The following is an 18,638-nucleotide window of genomic DNA, read 5'->3' as shown; positions in this document are numbered from 1 at the left end:
CTGCGTACCACCAGCAGGGTGGGCAGCTACCCCTTCGGTTTAACCACGGGGAAACGGCCGCTCGGCTCTTCGTCTTCCTCGAAGTGGCTGGCGGCGGGACCGACAATCAGCGGATCAGGTGCGTGTGCCACAGAAGTGTCCTTGTTCGGATAATCCACGCTGTGCAGCACAAACCGCATGGCTTCCAGCCGGGCCCGCTTCTTGTCATTGGATTTCACCACGGTCCACGGGGCGTCACCGGTGTCGGTATAGAAGAACATTGCTTCTTTGGCTTCGGTGTAGTCGTCCCACTTGTCGAGGCTGGCGAGGTCCGTGGGGGAGAGCTTCCACTGTTTCACCGGGTCGGTTTCCCTGGCTGCAAACCGTGCCACCTGCTCCGCCCGGCCCACGGAAAACCACAGTTTATTGAGCAGCACCCCGGAGTTCACCAACATTCGTTCCAGCTCCGGCACTTCCCGCATGAACTCCAGATACTGGGCCGGCGTGCAGTAACCCATCACCCGTTCCACCCCGGCACGGTTGTACCAGGAGCGGTCCATCATGACGGTTTCGCCGCCGCTGGGCAGCTTCGCTACGTAGCGCTGGAAGTACCACTGGGTGCGTTCGTTGTCCGTTGGTTTCTCGAGGGCCACAATCCGGGCACCGCGCGGATTCAAGTGTTCGTTGAAACGCTTGATCGCCCCGCCCTTGCCCGCGGCGTCACGGCCTTCAAAGATGATGAGCATTTTCTGCCCAGTGTCCTTGACCCAGAGCTGCATCTTCAAAAGTTCTATCTGCAGCGCACGCTTTTGTTTCTCATAGCTTCGCCGCGTCATCTTTTTGTCATACGGGTAGTTGTGCCGCCACGCGTCGTCGTCGGCATTCACTTTGAGTTTTTTGCTCTTGACCTTTAGCTCACGAAGCTCATCGAGTTCGTTGGTGTAGTCCTCCGTCACGGAGATTCGGGTTACCTCGTCTGAAACCTCACCGTTAGCGGCGGTATCCGGTTCAGCCAACTTTTTGTCATCTTCTTTGACGGTGGTCTTGTTCGTAGCCATGGGTATCTCCTGCACGCGGACGGTGACTACGAATCTACGTCTCTCCGGCAGGTCAGGGAAGGGGGAGTCCTCGGATCATTGGTTGAACCTGGTGTCGAAACGGTGCATGAATGCTGCCATCGCGTCACGTTTCACGGAACTCAGCGGGCGGTACGTGCTGGTGCCGTTGCCCCCGGCCCAACCGGTGGAGATGCCTGTGGACGCCAGCCAGGAGATCTCCTTGTAGAACTGATTGGTTTTCGCGATGTCAGCAAACGGAGATTTCACCGGAACTGTGTAGGCCGGAGCGTCGGCGTAGCGGTACATGAAGGCGGCCATGGCATCGCGGCTTACCGGTTGAAGCGGACGGTACGACTTGGTGCCGTTGCTTTCCAGCCAGCCGGTGGAGATTTCCTCCGCTGCCAGCCAGGAGATCTCCTTGTAGAACTGATTGCCGGTCGAGACGTCAGCGAAGGGAGATGTCCGGGGCGGCGTGAAGGCAGGGCTGCCGGCGAGCCGATACATAAAGGCTGCCATCGCGTCCCGGTTCACGGATTCCAGCGGACGGTATGTGCTGGTGCCGTTTGTTTCGGTCCAGCCTGTAGAGATACCGGTCTCGGCCATCCACCGCATGTCGTCGTAGAACTGCATTGATTTCGGAACATCGATGAACGGGGATGCCACGGCGGCCACTGCAGCGGAAATGTTCAACAATTGGGGTCCGCAGTGCGGGGCACAGCTGCCCGGCAGTTCCCGTGCCGTCTGAAGCAAGGTGGATTCCACTTGCTGGGACGTCAGGCCGGGGTCGGCGGACAGCAGGAGGGCTGCTGCCCCGGCGACGTGGGGTGCGGCCATGGAGGTTCCCTGATAATGGGCATAGCCCTCATCCGCGGGAACCGACTTGCCGTTGTTGATCGTCGAGAGGATGCCGCCACTGGAATCGCCCACGGTGTTCCCACCCGGGGCCATGAGGTCCACCAGCGGGCCGAAGTTCGAGTACGGCGCCCGTGACCCGTTTCGGTCGGTGGCGCCCACTACCATCACGTTGTCGCAGTTGGCAGGCTGGCTCCGGTCAGCGGAAATGCTGTCATTGCCGGCCGCCGCCACAACCACGGCACCCCGCTCAGCAGCGAAGTTCACTGCCTGTTGCATGGCCGCGGAGCAGGTGCTAACGCCACCCAGACTCAGGTTGATGACGCGGGCCGGCGTGGGATTGAGGGGAACACCGGGCAGTTGGCCGCCGGCAGCCCAAATGATGCCGTCCGAGATATCGGACATATATCCGCCGCAGGTTCCAAGCGTCCGCACCGGAAGGATTTGGGCGCCGGGCGCCACTCCGCTGATGCCGGTGCCATTGTTGGCGCTGGCTGCGACGACGCCGGAGACGTGCGTACCGTGCCAGGTGGAGGCGCTGCCCACGGTCCTGCCGCAGGAGCCGTTCGCGTACCAGTCACCCTCATCACGGGGATCGGCGTCGCGCCCGTTGCCGTCGCCTGCCACTGCCGGGTCTGAAATCAGGTCATAGCCGGGAAGGACCTGCGCTTGAAGGTCCGTGTGGGCGGTGATGCCGGTATCCACCACGGCCACCACCTGGCCTTTTCCGGTGGAGGACGTCCACGCAGGTGCCGCATCAGCCCCGCCTCCCGCGCCCTGGAGGTTCCACTGCCGGGGATAGAGGGGATCATTGGGGGTTACGGCGGACGGGTACAGGAGAACATCCGGTTCCACGTGTTCGACGTCGGGATCGGCGGCCAGGGAACTGACGACGGCGGCGGTTTCTTCGGCGGTGAGGTCCGGGTCCACCTCCACCACGGTTCCGCCGCTGCCGGTCCGGTGGAGTTCGGTCACCGCGGCACCGACGGGACTGCCCGCGTCCAGATAGGTCTGCTCACGGGTGATGCTCGAAGCAGCTGCCCGATCGGCGAACGTGACGATGTAACGGCTGGGCGGCGCAGTGTCGCTGTTGCTGTCCGCTGAAGCCGGCGCGGCTACCAGCGGGCCACTGAGCACGAGCAGAGCCGCCGCACCCGTCACGGCGCGAAGCATGAGGCGGGAACTGGAAATCTTCACCAAGGGTGTACCTCTTCAAACGGGCCCGCTGAGCAGCACATTAAACGGCGGGCGCATGGCTGACGCGGTCAGCCGCGCACCTGAACTCTACCCGCAGGAATTATCGGATGCGCAACGAGTCTGAAGTGCGGAAAATCGAATCCAATCCGTCGTCCATAATTAATAGCGATGACTTCTCTACGCACCAAAGTTCTGGCCCTTGTCGCATTACCTGCAATTCTGCTTGGTTCCTCAGCCTGCACCCCGCTGGCGGACACCGGGACAGGAGCAAATGCAGGGTTCGGAGCCGGGGACAGCAGTTCATCGGTGCAGGAGGCAGCGTCCGGATCGGCGCTGGAACAGCTGGACACCCTTCCGATCAAGGGCCGGGCTCCGAAGACCGGATATGACCGGGACCAGTTTGGGCCATCCTGGGCCGACGTGGACCGCAACGGATGTGACACCAGGAATGACATCCTGGCCCGCGATCTCACCGCCGTCGTCTACAAGGACGGAACCAAGGAATGCGTGGTGGCATCCGGAACCTTCGCAGACCCCTATACGGGTACAACCATTAACTTTGTGCGGGGCAATGAAACAAGCACGGCCGTGCAGATTGACCACATTGTGGCGCTGTCCGATGCCTGGCAGAAGGGTGCCCAGCAACTATCCGCCGAAGAGCGGCGCCAGCTTGCGAATGACCCGTTGAACCTCATGGCCGCGGACGGTCCGGCCAACGGAGCAAAATCTGATTCCGACGCCGCCACCTGGCTGCCGGCCAACAAGGCCTTCCGCTGCGAGTACGTGGCCCGCCAGGTTGCGGTCAAAGCCCGGTATGAGCTGTGGGTGACCCAGGCTGAACACAACGCCATTGCCGGTGTCCTTGAGACGTGCCCGGACCAGCCCGTTCCCGACGGAAGCCGGAGTGCAGCAGCTGCCGTTGCGGGGCCGCCCGCCGCCGGAGCCGGAAAAGCACCCGTCTACGCCAACTGCGCGGCCGTCAAAGCAGCCGGTGCGGCGCCCATCCGCCCCGGCGATGCGGGTTGGGATCCCAAGTTCGACGGCGACGGCGACGGCGAAGGCTGCACTTCCTAGCCTGCGCTGTCGTTGACGGTCAGCGCCGCAGTGATCAGCGCCAGGTGGGAGAGTCCCTGCGGGAAGTTGCCCAGGAAGGCGGAGTCCTCCTCGGTGATCATTTCGGTGTAGAGCCCGACGTCGTTCGCCAGCGGCACCAGCTGGTCCATGAGCTCAACCGCTTCATCCCGCCGGCCAACGTGGGTCAGTGCGGACACCATCCAGAACGCACACGCCACGAAGGTGGCTTCCTCCTTTTCCGCGCCGCTGTACCGGTAGAGCAGAGGACCGCGGCCCAGCTCCTCCCGCAGCGCGTCGAGGGTGGAACTCATGCGCTCGCTGCGGTCGAAGCCGCTGATGGCATGGAGCAGGATGGAGGCGTCCAGCTTGTCGGATCCCGGATACCAGACGTAGCTGCCGCGTTCCTCGGACCAGCAGTTCTCCCGCACCCACGCTTCGATTCGATCTTTCTCGGCCCGCCAGCGGTCTGAAGGGCCGGGAATCTGCCCCAGATCGGCCAGATGCGAGGCGCAGCTGAGGGCATGCCAGCAGCCCAGCTTGGACGTGGTGTAGTGCTGCTCGTCGTACAGTTCCCACATCCCGGCATCGCGTTTTTGCCAGGTGTCGCAGGCCAGATCCGCCAGATCGGCCAGCAGCCGCCCGGTACCGGTGTCCAGGACGTGGCCGGCGTCGACGTAGAGCTGAACAATATTGAACAGATCCCCAAAGACTCCCATTTGGAGCTGGGATGCCGCATTGTTGCCCCGGACCACGGGTCCAATGCCCCGCCAGCCGGGCAGATCAAGCTCCTCGGCGCCGTCCGCCGGTTGTCCGTTCAGCGCGGTGAACACCTGCAGGTCCTTGCCCTGGCTGCGGATGCTCTTCAGCATCCCGGCGACGGCAGCATGGACCTCCTCACGCAGGCCGAACCGGGTCAGGGCGTTAAGCGTGTAAGCGGTGTCGCGGACCCACGCGTACCGGTAGTCCCAGTTCTTGCCGCCGGCCAGGCTCTCGGGCAGCGACGTCGTAGCGGCGGCCGCCACTGCGCCCGAGGGACTGTGGATCAGCAGTTTCAGCGCCAGGGCGCTGCGCTGCACTGCCTCGGACCACGGTCCGTCGTAGGTGAACTCCTTCATCCAGCTCTGCCAGTTGGCGATGGTGCGGTCGACGCCGGCATCCACGGTCTGCGGGTCCGGCAGCGCCAGCGGCTCGTCATGGGTGGAAACCACGGCCACCAGGTGCCGGGAGCCGGGGGAAGTGGAGAAGGAGCCGGAAATGCTGCGGTCAGAGACCTGCTGCCCGCCGTGCTGAAAGCCGCGGACCCCGATGGTGGTTTGCTGGGCGTGGAGCACCGGCCCTTGGGCGCTGTCCTCCACCCAGGGCGAGGCGGTGCCGAAACAATTGCCCGGTGCCACGGACCAGCGCATCCGCACGGTGCCTGTCAGCCCCTCGATCCGGCGCGCCAGCTCGCCCCAGGGCAACCGTCCGGCCACGCCGGTATTGAGGGAATCCGTGACGCGGACGATTCCGGAAGCAGTGGTGAAGGTGGTCGCCAGGACATTCGTTCCGTCCACGTAGGCCCGTTCCACCCTGAAGTCCTCCTCCGGACGCAACTCAATCCGGCCGCCGTCGTCCGCGTCCAGCAACGCTGCAAAGGAAGGAACCGAGTCAAGGTCCGGGGTGGGATACCAGTCCACTGCGCCGTCTCGGGCAACCAGCGCAACGGTGCGTCCGTCCCCAATAGCGGCGTAAGAACGCAGGTCCGCATAACCGTTGATGCGTTCGTTCGGATGGGGTTGCGCGGAGCTTTCGGCAGTCATCGGGGCCTTCCGTTGATTAGCGGATCCGTTTGTCCATCCTAAAACCCGGCCGCTGGAGCCGGAACGGCCGTAGGATGGGCCTTCAGCGTTCCGGCGCGGGGAAAAGTGCGCTTTTCCCTACGCGCTGTATTCCAATGGAAACACCCGTTCTCCTTTTCGAAATGTCTGGCTGTAAGGATCGGAATATGACTTCTTCTCTCACAATTGGTTACGCGGCAATGCTGGAACAGTTCCATCCCACTGAAGCGGTGGCGCTGGCGGAATACGCGGAGAGCAAAGGTTTTTCCGGCGTTATGGCGGCCGATCATTTCCAGCCGTGGGTTCCCGCGCAGGGCCAGTCCGCGTTTGTCTGGAATGTTCTCTCCGCCCTGGGCGAGCGCACCAAGGGCGATCTTGGGCCGGGCGTCACGGCGCCGACCTTCCGCTGGCATCCGGCGATGGTGGCGCAGGCTTCCGCCACGCTTGCGGCCATGTATCCCGGCAGGCACTGGCTGGGACTGGGGTCCGGTGAGGCGTTGAATGAGCACATTACAGCGCAGTACTGGCCGGAAGCACCGGAGCGCATCAACCGGATGTTCGAAGCCATTGACATCATCACCAAGCTCTTTACCAACTCCCTGGCCGGCAAGGACGTGCGCCACAAGGGCGAGTTCTACAAGATGGAGTCCACCCGCCTGTGGACCATGCCGGAGACGGCCCCGGAAATCCTGGTGGCCACCGCAGGACCGGTCACGGCAAAGCGGGCCGGCCGGCACGCCGACGGACTGATCACCGTGGGCGCCCCGCTGGAGAAAATCGGGATGCTCTTTGAGAAGTTCGACGCCGGCGCCCGCGAGGCGGGCAAGGACCCGGACACGATGCCCAAGGTCCTGCAGCTGCACATGAGCTGGGCCGAAACGGACGAAGAGGCCCTCACCAACGCCATGGTGGAATGGCCCAACGGCGGCATGAAGTTCCCCAAGGGGGACATCCGGTCTCCGTTCGAGCTGGAGCAGATGGCCAAGCTCGTCCGGCCCGAAGATTTCGAGGGCCGGATGGTCATTTCCAGCGATCCCGATGTCCACCGCGCCTACATCCAGAAGTTCGTGGACCTGGGCTTTGACCGGATATATCTGCATAACGTCGGACGGAACCAGCGCCAGTGGATTGATGTGTTCGGCGCCAGCGTCCTGCCGGCACTGCAGCGCTGACCGATGCGCAGCATCACGGTTTTTGCCCTCCCCGGTATCTGCGAAATCACGCCCGGCGCCGATCTGGTGTCTGTCATCCTGGCCGCCGCAGCATCAACTCCGGACGGAGCACTGCGGCCGGGAGACATCCTGGTGGTCACCTCCAAGATTGTGTCCAAGGCCGAAGGGCGGCAGGTAGCGGCGGAGGATAGGGAACAGTGCATCACCGAGGAAACCGTTCGGGTGGTGGCCAGCAAGGTTCATTCCGGAGGCGTCACCCGGATCGTGGAGAACAAGCTGGGGATCGTGGCCGCCGCGGCGGGTGTGGACAACAGCAACACCCCTGCGGGGACGGTCCTGCTTCTTCCCGTCGATCCGGACGCCTCGGCCCGGGCACTGTGCGCCGGCCTGCGCCGGAAACTGGGGTTCGACGTCGGGGTTCTCATCACCGACACCCTGGGGCGCGCGTGGCGTGACGGTCAGACCGACGCCGCCATCGGAGCCGCCGGCGTGGACGTTCTGCTGGACCTGCGGGGAACCTCCGATGCCTTTGGCCAGGAGATGAAAGCCACCCTGACCGCGGTTGCGGACGAGATCGCCGGCGCCGCGGACCTGGTCAAAGGAAAAACCAGCCAATGCCCGGTGGCAGTGCTCAGAGGCCTGCCGGATTTGGTACATCCAGAAGGATATTTCGGCGGCGACCGGGGAGCCCGGACACTGGTGCGTCCTCCCGCACAGGACCTGTTTCGGCTCGGCAGTGCGGAGGCATGGCGCGAGGGCTACGCAGCAGCCTGCCGGGACGCCGGCCTGCCGGAGCCGCTCTGGGCCTAGGCGGAGGCCTCGAACCGAGGGGCCGCCGCGTTGGCCGGCGAGGGCAGGGACAGGGCAATCAGCGGACGCCCCGTGGCGGGGTGGACCAGCACGTGTGCCTGGACCCCGTACACCTCGCGGATCAGATCGGTGGTCAGCACCGTCCGCGGATCACCGGCTGCCACCACGGTGCCGCCGGACAGGACAATCACATGATCGCAGTGGGCTGCGGCGTGGGTGAGGTCATGAAGGGCGGCGACGACGGCGATGCCGCTTCCGGCCAGCTCCCGCAGCAGCGCCAGGGTGGTCAGCTGGGCGTGCGGATCGAGGTGGTTGGTGGGCTCGTCCAGGATCAGCAGCTGCGGGCGCTGGGCCAGAGCCCGGGCCAGCTGGACCCGCTGCCGTTGTCCGCCGGAGAGTTCGCTGAACAACCGGTCCGCAAGCTCCGGCACCCCGGCGGTCCGTAGTGCGGCGGTAACTTCGGCGTCGTCGTCACTGGTTCCGAAACCCAGCAGGGACCGGTGTGGCATGGTGCCCAGGGACACGACGTCGCGCACGGTCAGCGGTGCATCGGTGCCGGATTCCTGCTCGGCCAGTGCCGCAATCCGGGCACGTTCCCGGCGCGGACGGCGCAGCAGATCCCTGCCCTCCCACAGCACGGTGCCGGTGCGCACGGGCACCACGCCGGCCAGTGCCCGCAGCAGCGTGGACTTTCCGGCGCCGTTGGGGCCCACCAGTGCCGAGAGGGCCCCGGCCGGAACCGTGCAGTCCACCCCGTCCACCACCAGCTTGCCGCCAAGGCGAATCTCAAGGTTCGCGGCATCGAGGGTCTTCACGGGCCGGCCGGCTCCCGGCGCGCCGCTCATGCTCCGCCCTTTCGCCGGGTGAGCACATAGGCGAACACCGGGGCACCGATAACGGCGGTGACCACTCCCACCGGCAGCTCCCGCGGCTCGAAGGCGGCCCGGGCCGCAGTATCGGCCCAGACCAGGAACACGGCACCCAGCAGGGCGGACAGCGGCAGCAGGCTGCGGTGGCCGGGGCCCGTGACCAGGCGGACCACATGGGGAAACACCAGTCCGATAAAGCCAATCGAACCACTGACGGACACCATGGCTCCGGTCAGCAGCGCGGTGGCGGCGAGCATGGACCACCGAACGGCCGGAACATTGATGCCCAGGGCGGAGGCGGCGTCGTCCCCGAAGGCGAACCCGTCCAGGAGGCGGGCGGTGCCCAGCAGCGGAAGGCCCACCACCAGCAGGGCCCCGGCGGCAATGCCCGCGCTGGACCACTGCGTGCCGGCCAGGGAGCCGAGCAGCCAGCCCAGGATGTTGCGGTAGGAATCTCCGGTGGCGGTCCAGAAGATCACCAGGCTGGTGAGGGCGCTGCCCAGGGAGGACACCGCCACTCCGGCCAGGACAGTGCGTGACGGGGTGAGCCCGCCGGCCAGCCGGGCCAGCAGCAGGGTTGCGGCCAGTGCGGCCAGGGCTCCGATGAACGCGGCCAGCGGCAGCAGTAGCTGAGCGCCCAGCAGCACCACGCACACGGCCCCCAGCGATGCACCGGAGGACAGGCCCAGCAGATACGGGTCGGCCAGGGCGTTGCGGGTCAGCGCCTGCATGACCGCACCGCTGACGGCCAGCCCGGCGCCCACCGCCGCCGCGGTGAGCACCCGGGGCAGCCGCAGTTCCCAAATGATTCCGTCCTGCAGGGCGGAGAGCGGGCTGGTGCCGATGCCCAGATGGGCGAGGATGGATCGGAAGGCGTCCGGCACGCTGATGTCCGCCGGTCCCACGGTTGCGGCGGCGGCGACGGACAGCACCAACGCCGCAGCAAGAACCACGGTTGCCGTGCCTGTGCGGAAGCGGCGCCGCGCCGGGGGCGGAGAGTCCTCGGGAGAGAGGGCAACAGTGTCCCTGCGCTGCAGGCGGAGGGCCGTCACGGCAGCCTTGTGAGCTGATCGGCGAGGTCTGCCACGGCGTCGGCATTGCGCACCCCGGCCTCGCCCGCAGCGAAGGGAAGGACCAGATACCGCTCATTGATCACCGCGTCCATGCCTGCGGTGGCAGGGTTGGCGGCCAGCAGCTCCTTCTTTGACTCTGCGGTGTTCCGGTCCGCGTCAACCAGCACAATGACGTCCGGATTGGCATCCACCACGGTCTCCCAGCTCAGGGAGGCCCAGGATTCCTGGACATCCGCGGCGATATTCTCCAGTCCCAGCTGCTCCATCATCATTTGCGGAGCGCCCAGGCCTGCCCCTGCATAAGGAGTTTCCCGGCCGGAGGAGAACCAGAAGGCCGTCCGGCCGTCTCCCGCCGGCGATACGCCGGCCAGGATCTCCCGCTGTTCAGCCACCAGGGCAGCCGCGGCCTCGGGGACGCCCAACAGGGCGCCGGCTTCCGTGATGTCCTCGAAAACGGATTCAAAGGTCAGCTTGCCGGGAAGTCCCTCTTCCCGGCAGGCCGCCGGAGAGACATAGGTATTAATCCCGAGCGAGGCCAGGACGCCGCGCTCGCCGGCGGCATCGGCACTCAGATTGGACTCCCAGCCGGCATAAATGAAGTCCGGTTCACGCTCCAGCACCACTTCCTGCGAGGGCGCGGCATCGGACAGGGACGGCAGGGAATCCGCCTCGTCCGCCAGGGATTCCGGCACCGGTCCGTCCAGGAACGCCGTACCCACTACTTTGCTGCCCAGTCCCAGGGCCAGGACTGTTTCCAGCGAGGTGGATTTGATGGCCACGATGCGTTCGGGGGCGGCGGTGAGCGTCACCTCCGTGCCGCAGTTCGAAATGGAGACCGGGTACGACGACGACGGCGGTGCTGGCGGTCCGGCGTCCGGCTGGGCGGCCGGCGCTGCAGCAGTGGAACAGCCAACTGTGCCGGCCAGGGCTGCGGCCAGAAGCAGGGAAAGGGCAGACACACGGGTTCGGTTCATAGGTCCTCTTGGTGCGGCGTAGTGCGGCGGGAAATCGGAGGGGATCTATGGCCCAAGTCCAGACCAGAGTTACCGGCCATACGCGGCCGGTGATCTTCGATGAACGCTAGCACTCCTTTGTTTGCTGAATTTTTTGTTGCGGCCCGTTACGCATCACGGATAACCGCATCACGGCCCGCACCTCTTGGAGAAAAGCAGCACCAAAACCCTTGCGGGTTCCGCAACAAAGGCGAAGGATGAACCCACCCTGCGGCAAATGGCGCACCAGCTTTTACGCCGCGGAAATGCGAAGGAAACGTTCGGCACAAAGACTGATAAAGGCCCTGAACCGGCCGATCGACACTGCGGCACAGCACGCCGCTACTAGGAGGCACAATGACAATCATCCGCACAGCCCTGACCCAGACAACGTGGACCGGAGATGAAGAGTCCATGGTTGCCAAGCACGAGGAGTTTGTCCGCAAGGCTGCTGCCGAGGGCGCGCAGATCATTTGCTTCCAGGAGCTTTTCCACGGCCCGTACTTCGGAATTGTGCAGGACAACAAGTATTACGACTATGCGCAGAAGGTTCCGGGTCCCCTCACCGAACGGTTCTCTAAACTCGCGGCTGAGCACAACATGGTGATCATCCTGCCGATCTATGAAGAGGAGCAGCCAGGAGTCCTCTATAACACTGCTGCGGTGATCGACGCCGACGGAACGTATTTGGGCAAATACCGCAAAAACCACATTCCCCATGTGGAGAAATTCTGGGAGAAGTTCTACTTCCGGCCGGGAAACATGGGGTGGCCGGTTTTCGACACTGCAGTCGGAACCGTGGGAGTCACCATTTGTTATGACCGGCACTTCCCCGAAGGCTGGCGCGTACTTGGCCTGAACGGCGCCCAAATTGTCTTCAACCCCAACGCTTCCAAACCGGGACTCTCCAACCGGCTTTGGGAACTCGAGCAGCCCACCGCTGCGGCAGCCAACGGGTATTACGTGGTGGTGCCCAACCGGGTGGGCAGCGAGACCAATGAGTTCGGCGACGAAGCAGTCGATTTCTACGGAACGTCCTATGTTGCCGATCCGCAGGGCAACTACGTGGGGGAGCTGGGGGACCGCCACAACGAAGAACTGATGATCCGTGATCTGGACATGGACCTGGTTCGCACGGCGCGCAACAACTGGCAGTTCTACCGGGACCGCCGGCCGGATGCGTATACGCCCATCACCAACCCGTAACAGCCGGTTCATCGGACAAAAGCAGCAGAAGGCAGACAAGGGAGTCGTTTTGAGTACAACACTGATCACCGGAGGAACGGTTGTTACCTCCACCGGCCGCAGCGAAGCGGACGTTCTCATTGACGGGGAGAAGATCGCGGCGGTACTCGCACCCGGTTCCACCCTGCTGGGGCATGACCTGGCCGGTTCCGTAGACACGGTCCTGGACGCCCGCGGCAAGTATGTGATTCCCGGCGGCATCGATGCGCACACCCACATGCAGATGCCCTTCGGTGGCACCGAAGCCTCCGACACCTTTGAAACCGGCACCCGCGCCGCGGCCTGGGGAGGTACGACGACGATCGTGGACTTCGCGATCCAGCGGTACGGCGAGCGGGTGATGGACGGTTTGGACGCGTGGCATGAGAAGGCTGCGGGGGAATGTGCCGTCGACTACGGCTTTCACCAGATTGTGGGGGACGTCAATGATGATTCCCTCAAGGCGATGGCGGGGCTCATCGATGAGGGGGTGTCCAGCTACAAGCTGTTCATGGCCTATCCGGGGGTTTTCTACAGCGACGACGCGCAGATCTACAAGGCCATGCGGGTGGGAGCCGAAACCGGTCTGATGACCATGATGCATGCCGAGAACGGCCCGGCCATTGATGCCATGGTCAGTGAACTGCTGGCCCAGGGCAAAACCGATCCCTACTACCACGGAGTGGCGCGGGCCTGGCAGATGGAGGAGGAGGCCACCCACCGGGCCATCATGCTGGCCAACCTCACCGGTGCGCCCCTGTATGTGGTCCATGTGTCCGCGAAGCAGGCCGTGGAGCAGCTGGCCGCAGCCCGGGACAACGGGCAGAACGTCTTCGGCGAAACCTGTCCGCAGTACCTGTACCTGAGCCTGGAGGACCAGCTCGGCGCTGACGGCTTCGAGGGCGCGAAGTGGGTCTGTTCCACGCCGCTGCGCTCGAAGCACGAGCACCACCAGGACCACATGTGGCAGTCGCTGCGCACCAATGACATCCAGATGGTGGCCACGGACCACTGCCCGTTCTGCATGAAGGGGCAAAAGGACCTGGGCCAGGGGGACTTCTCCAAGATCCCCAACGGCATCGGCTCGGTGGAACACCGCATGGACCTGATGTACCAGGGCGTGGTGGACGGGAAGATCTCGCTCGAGCGCTGGGTGGAAATCACCAGCACGACGCCGGCGCGCATGTTTGGCATGTACGGGACCAAGGGCGTGATCGCCCCGGGTGCCGATGCCGACGTCGTTATCTACGATCCCAGCGGCCACACCTCGATCGGATTGGAGAAAACCCATCACATGAACATGGATTACTCCGCTTGGGAGGGCTACGAGATCAACGGGCACGTGGACACGGTGCTGTCCCGGGGACGGATCCTCATCAATGACAACGAGTACCTCGGGTCCAAGGGCCACGGCCGGTACGTCCGCCGGGCCCCCAGCCAGTACCTGATCTAAGCCAGTACCTGATTCAAGTCAGTACCTACAAGGAGCGGAACAGCATGGAATTTGGCGCAGTGTTGCAATGCAATCCGCCCGCAGCCCGAACGGTGGCGCTCGCGAAGCGGGCCGAGGAATTCGGGTTCGACTACGTGTGGACGTTTGACTCGCACATCCTGTGGCAGGAACCCTATGTGATTTACAGCCAGATCCTGGCCGAAACACAGAACATCAAGGTGGGGCCCATGGTCACGAACCCGGCCACCCGGGACTGGACTGTCACGGCTTCCACCTATGCCACGCTGAACTCGATGTACGGCAACCGTACGGTGTGCGGCATCGGCCGCGGGGACTCCGCGCTGCGGGTCAGCGGGGGATCGCCCACCACCCTGAAGACGCTGCGGGAATCGATCCATGTGATCCGCGAGCTGGCGAACTCCCGGGCCGTGGAATACAACGGGCGGACCATCCAGTTTCCGTGGAGCACCGGTTCGGAACTGGAAATGTGGGTGGCTGCCTACGGGCCGCTGGCCTTGAAACTCACCGGCGAAGTGGGAGACGGGTTCATTCTGCAGCTGGCCGATCTGGACATTGCGGAATGGATGATCGCCACCGTGCGGAGCGCCGCGGCAGCGGCGGGACGCGATCCGATGGCGATCAAATTCTGCGTGGCCGCGCCCATGTATATAGGGGATGACTGGGAGCACATGCGGGACCAGTGCCGCTGGTTTGGCGGGATGGTGGGCAACCACGTGGCGGACATCGTGGCCAAGTACGGGGCCGACGCGGCCGTGCCGCAGGCGCTGACGGACTACATTGCCGGCCGGGAAGGCTACGACTACAACGAGCACGGACGGGCGGGAAACACCCACACCGCCTTTGTGCCGGACGAGATCGTGGACAGGTTCTGCCTGATGGGCACCGTGGAGCAGCACATTGAAAAGCTCGAAAAGCTCAAGGCCCTCGGGGTGACCCAGTTCGCCGGCTACCTCCAGCACGACAACAAGGAGGAAACCCTGCGGGTCTACGGCGAGAGCATCATTCCGGCGCTGCGTGAGCACGTGAGCGCAACGGCATGAGCAGGGCATGAAAACGACGGCGGGGCCGGCGGCCCGGATTGGATGGGCCGCCGGCGGAGTCCTTGCCCCGGTGCTGCTGTGGGAAGGGTACAAACTTGCCGGTCCGGTCAACGGACTGAACGCCGCGGGGATACCGCTGCTGCCGCGGAACTCCGACCTCGCCATGCCGCACATCTGGACCATGCTCGGGAGGCTGGCCGAGCCGGCAACCTCGGCGGCAGGGGCCTCGCCGCTGTGGATGGCCGTGCTGCAGGCTGCCGCCTTCACCCTCGGGATCGCGGCACTGGGCTGGCTGATCGGGGTCACGGTGGGCGTGGGCCTGGCCATGCTGATGCAGCGCTTCCGGTCCGCGGGCTCCGCACTGCTGCCCTGGATCATCCTCAGCCAGACCGTCCCGCTGATCGCCATTGCGCCGCTGGTGCGGCGGTGGGGTTCCCAGCTGGAGATCGGGTCCTTCAGCTGGGAGAACTGGATGTCCGTGGCGGTCATCGCGTCCTATCTGGCCTTCTTTCCGGTGGCGATCGGTGCCCTGCGCGGATTCTCCGCTCCGGAGGACAACCATGTGGACCTGATGCACACCTACTCTGTGGGCTGGTGGCGCAGCTTCCTGTTCCTGAGGCTTCCGGCCAGCGTTCCCTTCCTGCTGCCGGCCCTGCGCCTGGCCGCCGCCAACGCGGTCATTGGGGCCGTGGTTGCTGAGGTGTCCATCGGCCTCAAGGGCGGGATCGGCAGGATGATCGTGGAGTACGCCGCCGCGGCCGGCGGAGACCCGGGCAAACCCTGGGCTCCCATTTTTGGGGCCGTTCTGCTGGGACTGGCAGCTGTCGCTGCCACCACCGTGTTGGGACTGTTCCTGCACCGCTACCGCAGAGGAGAACAAGCATCATGAGCGGACCAATTGAGCCGGCCGTGCAAACAGCAACGGTGACCGCGCCCGAACCCGCAGTCCAGGTCCGCAACGTGCACCGGGTGTTCTCCACCGGGCGCGGAACCGTGACAGCGCTGGAAGACACAAACCTGACGGTTGCGCCGGGCGAGTTCGTGTCGCTGATCGGGCCGTCGGGCTGCGGCAAGTCCACCCTGCTGCGCCTGATCGCCGACCTGGATGAACCGACCAGCGGAACCATCAGCGTCTTCGGCCGCACCGCCCGGCAAGCCCGCCGTGAACAGGCATACGGCATTGCGTTCCAGCAGGCAGGACTTCTGCCGTGGCGCACCGTGCGGGCAAACATAGAGCTGCCGCTCCAGCTCCACGGAACGGCAGCCGCCGTCCGCCGGAAACGCGCCGACGAGCTCCTGGCCATGGTGGGCCTGACCGAATTCACCGATTCTTTTCCGGACCAGCTCTCCGGCGGGATGCAGCAGCGCGTGGCGATTGCCCGGTCCCTGGCCGAAAGCCCGCGGCTGCTGCTGATGGATGAGCCGTTTGGCGCCTTGGACGAAATGACCCGCGAACGGATGCAGAACGAGCTGGTGCGGATCTGCGCGGAAACCGGCGCCGCCGTCGTTTTTGTCACGCACTCCATTCCGGAAGCTGTTTTCCTTTCCGACCGGGTGTTCGTGATGTCGGCCCGCCCGGGCCGGATCAAGGAGGTGCTGCAGATGCGGCTGGGTTCGGCGGGAGAGCGCGGGGAGGACCTGCGCGAGGAAACGGCCTTTTACGCCGCCATCACCGCCGTCCGGGAGTCACTGCACGGCACCGAAGCGGCGCAGCTGCGCGGAGTTGAGACACGGTGACGGTGCTGAAGCCTGCGGCGCTGAAGACGGCACCGGCTGCCGCCGCCGCCACCTCGCCCGCACTGCTGGGCCGGGCGGTCGACGGCGGCCGGAAGGCAGCACTGCCGGTGCTGCTGGGAGTAGCCGCGGTGCTGATCTGGCAGGGAGCTGTGAGCCTGTTCGCGGTTCCGGCGTTTGTCCTGCCGGGTCCCTTCGCCATCGCGGCGGCCTTCTTCGGGAACGCAGCAAACATTGCCTCCGCTTCGCTCGTGACGGGAAGCAATGCCCTGGCCGGGCTGGTGATCGGCGGGCTGATTGGAGTGCTGGCCGCCGTTGTCGCCGCCTTCCTGCCAATTTTTGACCGCCTCGCCGGCCCCACCGTCACCGCGCTGTCCGTGGTGCCCATCGTGGCGGTGGCTCCGGTGCTGTACACAATGTTCGGCGCCGGCGAAGAAGCGCCGCGGCAGATCGTGGCCGGAATAGCGGTCTTTGTGCCGGTCTACGTAAATTCGCTGCGCGGGTTTCGGCAGGTGCGTCCGGTGCACCGGGACTTGATGCGCTCCTATGCCGCGGGCCGCTGGCAGGCAACGCGTGCGGTGACCCTGCCCAGTGCAGTGCCCTACATGTTTACCGGGCTCCGGATCGCGTCCTCGCTGGCGGTGATTTCGGCGCTGATTGCCGAGTACTTCGGCGGTCCGGTGGGCGGACTGGGCAAATCCATCACGTCGGCCGCTGCCGGCAGCAACTACACACTGGCCTGGGCCTACGTGCTGGGCGCCGTCGTCGTCGGCCTTCTTTTCTTCTGCGCAACCGCAGTGCTGGAGAAATACAGTTCCCGGCACTGACTCTGCCGGGCCGCATCCGACCCTCCCCTCCGTCCGAAGGGGAGGCTACCTCGACCCATTCACACTCACTGGAGGCAATGACATGGCAAGTGGAAAACGCATCCGCATGGCCGCGGCGGCCGGAACCGCCGCAATTCTGTTCCTGGCAGGCTGCGCCTCGGACAGCGGGGCAGAAGCTGACGGCGAATCTGCCGAAGGGCTGACGCCGGTGACGCTGCAGCTGCAGTGGTTCTCGCAGGCCCAGTTTGCCGGCTATTACGCGGCGCTGGACCAGGGTTTCTTTGAAGACGAAGGCCTGGCCGTGGAGATCGTTGAGGGCGGCGCGGACATCGTGCCGCAGGACGTGCTTGCCTCGGGAGACGTGGACTACGCGATTTCCTGGGTGCCCAAAGTCCTGGGGTCGATCGAGCAGGGCGCCAACATCACCAACGTGGCGCAGATCTTCGAACGCAGCGCCACCCTGCAGGTGGCCATGGCTGATTCCGGCATCGACGGACCGGAGGACCTGGCCGGAAAGAAGGTGGGGTCCTGGGGTTACGGCAATGAATGGGAGCTCTTCGCCGGAATGCAGGATGCAGGCGTGGAACCCGGGGACATTGAGCTGATCCAGCAGGCGTTCGACATGAACGGGTTCCTGTCCGGGGACATCGACGCAGCGCAGGCCATGACGTACAACGAGTACGCCCAGGTCCTGGAAACCGTCAATCCCGACACGGGGGAGCTGTACCAGCCCGAGGACCTGACCGTCATCGACTGGAATGAAGAGGGCTCGGCCATGCTGCAGGACGCCATCTGGGCTGATGCGGACCGGTTGGCCGATGACTCCGAATACCAGGAGACCACCACGGCGTTCATCAAAGCCGCCATCAAGGGCTGGATCTATGCCAAGGACAATCCGGAGGACGCGGCACGGATCGTGACTGAATCCGGATCCACCCTTGGCCAGAGCCACCAGCTGTGGATGACCAACGAGACCAACAAACTGATCTTCCCCTCCACCAACGGTGTCGGAATGATCGATGAGAGCGCGTGGCAGAAGACGGTGGACATCGCCATGGGCACGCAGAACGAAACCGGAGCCACCATCCTCACCACCGAGCCGCCGGAAACCGCCTACACCAACGAGTACGTTCAGAAGGCACTGGCAGAATTGGAAGAGGAGGGTGTGGACACCAAGGCTGCGGATTACCAGCCCGTGGAGGTGACCCTGGCCGAGGGCGGAAACTAAGCAACGCACGACGGCGGCCGGCAGCCTTGTTGCCGGCCGTCTGCCATGCCACGGGCCCCTGGATTGTGCCCGTCGGGGGCCGATTTGCGGGCGGGTCAAAACCTGTGTAAAGTCTTCTAAGTCGCCGCGGCCGGGAGTTGAAAAACATCCCGAGCATGGCGGCCAAACCCCACCAAAAACTTCCTGGTGATCCATCCTGCGCCTTCCGGCCCGGGAGC

Annotated in this window: 16 protein-coding genes; 10 read left to right on the top strand and 6 right to left on the bottom strand. The window is 64.8% G+C overall.

What is annotated here, in order from left to right; translation table 11 throughout:
* Positions 1 to 26: 26 nt before the first annotated feature.
* Positions 27 to 1,037: a polyphosphate kinase 2 gene (gene ppk2 / locus CXR03_RS16960; protein ID WP_104104925.1), complete on the bottom strand. Its 1,011-nt coding sequence runs from the start codon at positions 1,035 to 1,037 to the stop codon at positions 27 to 29.
* A gap of 75 nt (positions 1,038 to 1,112) precedes the next feature.
* Positions 1,113 to 3,086, bottom strand: coding sequence for a S8 family peptidase (locus tag CXR03_RS16955; protein WP_146070546.1), 1,974 nt, complete (start codon positions 3,084 to 3,086; stop codon positions 1,113 to 1,115).
* A gap of 168 nt (positions 3,087 to 3,254) precedes the next feature.
* Here CXR03_RS16955 and CXR03_RS16950 point away from each other — a divergent pair, with 168 nt between their 5' ends.
* Positions 3,255 to 4,160, top strand: coding sequence for a DUF1524 domain-containing protein (locus tag CXR03_RS16950; protein ID WP_104104923.1), 906 nt, complete (start codon positions 3,255 to 3,257; stop codon positions 4,158 to 4,160).
* Here CXR03_RS16950 and CXR03_RS16945 read toward each other — a convergent pair.
* Complete coding sequence (locus CXR03_RS16945) at positions 4,157 to 5,959, bottom strand: glycoside hydrolase family 15 protein (RefSeq protein WP_104104922.1); 1,803 nt, start codon at positions 5,957 to 5,959, stop codon at positions 4,157 to 4,159. The genes CXR03_RS16950 and CXR03_RS16945 overlap by 4 nt on opposite strands.
* Positions 5,960 to 6,144: 185 nt before the next feature.
* Between CXR03_RS16945 and CXR03_RS16940 the strand changes: the two genes are divergently transcribed.
* Entirely contained in the window at positions 6,145 to 7,149 is a 1,005-nt protein-coding gene (locus tag CXR03_RS16940) for a TIGR03557 family F420-dependent LLM class oxidoreductase (protein ID WP_104104921.1), read from the top strand.
* A 3-nt stretch (positions 7,150 to 7,152) separates the two neighbouring features.
* Positions 7,153 to 7,959: a coenzyme F420-0:L-glutamate ligase gene (gene cofE, locus CXR03_RS16935; protein WP_104104920.1), complete on the top strand. Its 807-nt coding sequence runs from the start codon at positions 7,153 to 7,155 to the stop codon at positions 7,957 to 7,959.
* Here cofE and CXR03_RS16930 read toward each other — a convergent pair.
* From CXR03_RS16930 to CXR03_RS16920, 3 genes are all read right to left on the bottom strand, one after another.
* Complete coding sequence (locus CXR03_RS16930; protein WP_104104919.1) at positions 7,956 to 8,804, bottom strand: ABC transporter ATP-binding protein; 849 nt, start codon at positions 8,802 to 8,804, stop codon at positions 7,956 to 7,958. The genes cofE and CXR03_RS16930 overlap by 4 nt on opposite strands.
* The gene (locus CXR03_RS16925; protein ID WP_258073736.1) at positions 8,801 to 9,781 is read right to left on the bottom strand and encodes a putative F420-0 ABC transporter permease subunit; all 981 of its coding nucleotides are present in this window, start codon (positions 9,779 to 9,781) and stop codon (positions 8,801 to 8,803) included. The genes CXR03_RS16930 and CXR03_RS16925 overlap by 4 nt, the downstream gene beginning before the upstream one ends.
* Positions 9,782 to 9,876: 95 nt before the next feature.
* The gene (locus CXR03_RS16920; RefSeq protein WP_104104918.1) at positions 9,877 to 10,875 is read right to left on the bottom strand and encodes a putative F420-0 ABC transporter substrate-binding protein; all 999 of its coding nucleotides are present in this window, start codon (positions 10,873 to 10,875) and stop codon (positions 9,877 to 9,879) included.
* Positions 10,876 to 11,250: 375 nt separating this feature from the next.
* Between CXR03_RS16920 and CXR03_RS16915 the strand changes: the two genes are divergently transcribed.
* The 7 genes from CXR03_RS16915 (at position 11,251) to CXR03_RS16885 (ending at position 18,420) form a co-directional block, all read left to right on the top strand.
* Entirely contained in the window at positions 11,251 to 12,099 is an 849-nt protein-coding gene (locus tag CXR03_RS16915) for a nitrilase-related carbon-nitrogen hydrolase (RefSeq protein ID WP_104056210.1), read from the top strand.
* A 49-nt stretch (positions 12,100 to 12,148) separates the two neighbouring features.
* Entirely contained in the window at positions 12,149 to 13,570 is a 1,422-nt protein-coding gene (gene hydA, locus CXR03_RS16910; RefSeq protein ID WP_104104917.1) for a dihydropyrimidinase, read from the top strand.
* A 44-nt stretch (positions 13,571 to 13,614) separates the two neighbouring features.
* Positions 13,615 to 14,631 carry a TIGR03842 family LLM class F420-dependent oxidoreductase gene (locus CXR03_RS16905; RefSeq protein WP_104056214.1) on the top strand — a complete coding sequence of 339 codons (1,017 nt, stop codon included), beginning with the start codon at positions 13,615 to 13,617 and terminating at the stop codon, positions 14,629 to 14,631.
* Positions 14,632 to 14,638: 7 nt separating this feature from the next.
* Positions 14,639 to 15,520 (top strand): ABC transporter permease, encoded by an 882-nt coding sequence (locus CXR03_RS16900; protein ID WP_104104916.1) that lies wholly within the window; start codon positions 14,639 to 14,641, stop codon positions 15,518 to 15,520.
* A complete protein-coding gene (locus CXR03_RS16895; protein WP_104104915.1) occupies positions 15,517 to 16,368 on the top strand; it encodes an ABC transporter ATP-binding protein in 852 nt (283 codons plus the stop codon). Before CXR03_RS16900 ends, CXR03_RS16895 begins: the two co-directional genes overlap by 4 nt.
* On the top strand, positions 16,365 to 17,192 hold the full coding sequence (locus CXR03_RS16890; RefSeq protein WP_258060200.1) for an ABC transporter permease: 828 nt from the start codon (positions 16,365 to 16,367) through the stop codon (positions 17,190 to 17,192). The genes CXR03_RS16895 and CXR03_RS16890 overlap by 4 nt, the downstream gene beginning before the upstream one ends.
* 82 nt (positions 17,193 to 17,274) lie before the next feature.
* Positions 17,275 to 18,420 (top strand): ABC transporter substrate-binding protein, encoded by a 1,146-nt coding sequence (locus CXR03_RS16885; RefSeq protein WP_104104914.1) that lies wholly within the window; start codon positions 17,275 to 17,277, stop codon positions 18,418 to 18,420.
* Positions 18,421 to 18,638 lie beyond the last annotated feature (218 nt).

This window comes from Arthrobacter sp. 08Y14 (assembly GCF_002929455.1).
Lineage (GTDB): Bacteria > Actinomycetota > Actinomycetes > Actinomycetales > Micrococcaceae > Arthrobacter_B > Arthrobacter_B sunyaminii.
This window is presented reverse-complemented; position numbering and strand designations above follow the sequence as displayed.

Excerpts from the sequence above, each read along its gene's own strand:
- ppk2 (WP_104104925.1), bottom strand. The coding sequence starts at position 1,037 with ATGGCTACGAACAAGACCACCGTCAAAGAAGATGACAAAAAGTTGGCT.
- CXR03_RS16950 (WP_104104923.1), top strand. The coding sequence starts at position 3,255 with ATGACTTCTCTACGCACCAAAGTTCTGGCCCTTGTCGCATTACCTGCA.
- CXR03_RS16945 (WP_104104922.1), bottom strand. The coding sequence starts at position 5,959 with ATGACTGCCGAAAGCTCCGCGCAACCCCATCCGAACGAACGCATCAAC.
- CXR03_RS16940 (WP_104104921.1), top strand. The coding sequence starts at position 6,145 with ATGACTTCTTCTCTCACAATTGGTTACGCGGCAATGCTGGAACAGTTC.
- cofE (WP_104104920.1), top strand. The coding sequence starts at position 7,153 with ATGCGCAGCATCACGGTTTTTGCCCTCCCCGGTATCTGCGAAATCACG.
- CXR03_RS16930 (WP_104104919.1), bottom strand. The coding sequence starts at position 8,804 with ATGAGCGGCGCGCCGGGAGCCGGCCGGCCCGTGAAGACCCTCGATGCC.
- CXR03_RS16920 (WP_104104918.1), bottom strand. The coding sequence starts at position 10,875 with ATGAACCGAACCCGTGTGTCTGCCCTTTCCCTGCTTCTGGCCGCAGCC.
- CXR03_RS16915 (WP_104056210.1), top strand. The coding sequence starts at position 11,251 with ATGACAATCATCCGCACAGCCCTGACCCAGACAACGTGGACCGGAGAT.
- CXR03_RS16905 (WP_104056214.1), top strand. The coding sequence starts at position 13,615 with ATGGAATTTGGCGCAGTGTTGCAATGCAATCCGCCCGCAGCCCGAACG.
- CXR03_RS16900 (WP_104104916.1), top strand. The coding sequence starts at position 14,639 with ATGAAAACGACGGCGGGGCCGGCGGCCCGGATTGGATGGGCCGCCGGC.
- CXR03_RS16895 (WP_104104915.1), top strand. The coding sequence starts at position 15,517 with ATGAGCGGACCAATTGAGCCGGCCGTGCAAACAGCAACGGTGACCGCG.
- CXR03_RS16885 (WP_104104914.1), top strand. The coding sequence starts at position 17,275 with ATGGCAAGTGGAAAACGCATCCGCATGGCCGCGGCGGCCGGAACCGCC.